The 1,943-nt window shown below is 65.6% G+C and carries 2 protein-coding genes and 1 pseudogene; all 3 read right to left on the bottom strand.

Going from position 1 to position 1,943, the window contains the following annotated elements; genetic code table 11:
* Positions 1–976, bottom strand: a 976-nt coding sequence (locus tag RMO25_RS00250) for a glutamate--tRNA ligase (RefSeq protein ID WP_309660595.1), incomplete at its 3' end; no start/stop codon positions are given.
* 49 nt (positions 977–1,025) lie between these two features.
* Positions 1,026–1,484, bottom strand: a complete 459-nt coding sequence (locus tag RMO25_RS00245; RefSeq protein ID WP_309660594.1) for a hypothetical protein — start codon at positions 1,482–1,484, stop codon at positions 1,026–1,028.
* A 278-nt stretch (positions 1,485–1,762) separates the two neighbouring features.
* A pseudogene (locus RMO25_RS00240) lies at positions 1,763–1,943 on the bottom strand (NAD+ synthase); the annotation flags it as partial.

Below are 1,943 nucleotides of genomic sequence, written 5' to 3'. Positions count from 1 at the left end.
GCTCGCTTGCTCCCTCGGGCAGCCGGTCAGCGACGTCTGGATATTCGAGACGGTGGAGCAGGCGGGCGTTGAGCAATTCGACATCGTGCAGGTCGAAATGCGCCGGCGCGCGGCCAAAATGCGCGAAGTCGAGATCCGCCGCGAGGTCCGCGAGGTCTGCGACGGGCTCGACCGGCTGCGAGGTGCCGAGCCGGGCGAGCAGCGACAGCAGGGCCATCGGTTCGAGATCGGCGGCGCGGATTTCCTCGACCCCGATCGAGCCCAGCCGCTTCGACAATTTGCCTTCCGCCGCGACCAGGAGCGCCTCGTGCGCCAGCTCGGGTCGGCGGGCGCCGAGCGCGTCGAACATCTGTAGCTGCGCGGCGCTGTTCGAGACATGGTCTTCGCCGCGCACGACCTGGGTCACGCCCAAGTCGACATCGTCGATCACCGACGGCAGCAGGTACAGCCAGCTGCCGTTCTCACGCCGGACCACGGGGTCCGACAGCAGAGCAGGATCGAACCGCTGCGGTCCGCGCACGAGGTCAATCCACTCGATCGGCGCGCTATGGTCGAGGCGGAACCGCCAATGCGGCTCACGCCCCTCCGGCACCGGCGCGCCGGCCGCCTTGCGCTCATAGACCGGCGGCAGCCCACGCCCGAGCAGCACCTTGCGCCGGACCTCAAGCTCCTCCGGCGTCTCGTAGCAGGCATAGACCCGGCCGGCCTCGCGCAGCCGCTCGAGCTCGCGGTCGTAGAGGTCGAACCGGTCCGACTGGCGGACGATTTGGTCCGGCGTCAGCCCGAGCCAGTCGAGATCGTCGCGGATGCCCTGGTCGAATTCGGGCGTCGAGCGCTCGCGGTCGGTGTCATCGATCCTGAGGATGAAGGTGCCGCCGTGTCGCCTCGCGAACAGCGCATTGTGCAGCGCGGTGCGGATATTGCCGACGTGGAGCCGCCCGGTCGGTGACGGTGCGAAGCGGGTGATGACGGTCATCGTGGCCGACTAGGCGTTACCCTACGCGCTGTCACGAGCAGGCGGTCGCTCACCGGATCGTCAGCGGTGGATCGAGCCGACCGCTGGCCCAAATTGCCGCGCACGTCCTTGCCGGACCATAATCGGGCTCGTTCTGGTTACGAGCGTTGATCCCCATCTTAACAAGGACTTTCACCGTATCCGCCGAGAGCACCTCCATGGCCCGCAACTGCGCCTTGATATCGGCTGCCGCTAATCGCGCTTCGCGACGATCGGAGGCCGAGACCGTTCCATTGTTCGGATCGACCAGCATCAATCTTCCCCATTTGGAAATCATCGATGCAATCACGGGGGAGCCGTTGCCCGAATTTTCGGCAATCCAGTTCAGGCGGCTTTTCTCCGTCACACCATATCGTTTGCCAATAAGGTCCATGATCTCGGTCGTCGGCGGTGCATAACCAAAGGTCGGAAAGCGTGGCCGCCGCATCGATTCTGTCGCAAGCTGCGTTCCTTGCATGACTTCCGTCATCCGGCGGTCGAGGCACGGAACCGCCGCCTGCCAAGATCGTAAGGCCGAATGGACGGTCGTCAATTCGTCTCGAACGCGGGAGCGCTCTGACTCCATTCTCGCAAAGTCGGCGCGCGCCTGAGCGTAGCTTGCGACCGATTGGGCTAGCAACACGCCGGCCACAACTACGCTAAGTTCGAACAGGAACAGCCGCGCCGTGACCTCACCGCGCCCGCTGCCCCACCAATGACGCACCGTCTGAAACATCCAAGCGCCCCCTGTGCAGGGTAGCTTAGCGGCTATTTCCCCGTGCGAAAGGCGTTGGTGATCGGGTAGCGGCGGTCGCGGCCGAAGTTGCGGCTGCCGATCTTGACCCCGGGCGGGGCCTGGCGGCGCTTATACTCAGCGCGCAGCAGCTTGGTCTCGATGTCGGCGACAAGGGCCACGTCGGCGCCCGTCGCGGCCGCGGTTTCCTTGACC

Source organism: Sphingomonas sp. (genome assembly GCF_031361285.1).
GTDB lineage: Bacteria > Pseudomonadota > Alphaproteobacteria > Sphingomonadales > Sphingomonadaceae > Sphingomicrobium.
This window is presented reverse-complemented; position numbering and strand designations above follow the sequence as displayed.

Bases quoted from the DNA above. Each gene is read 5' to 3' on its own strand.
- RMO25_RS00245 (WP_309660594.1), bottom strand. From the start codon at position 1,484: ATGACGGAAGTCATGCAAGGAACGCAGCTTGCGACAGAATCGATGCGG.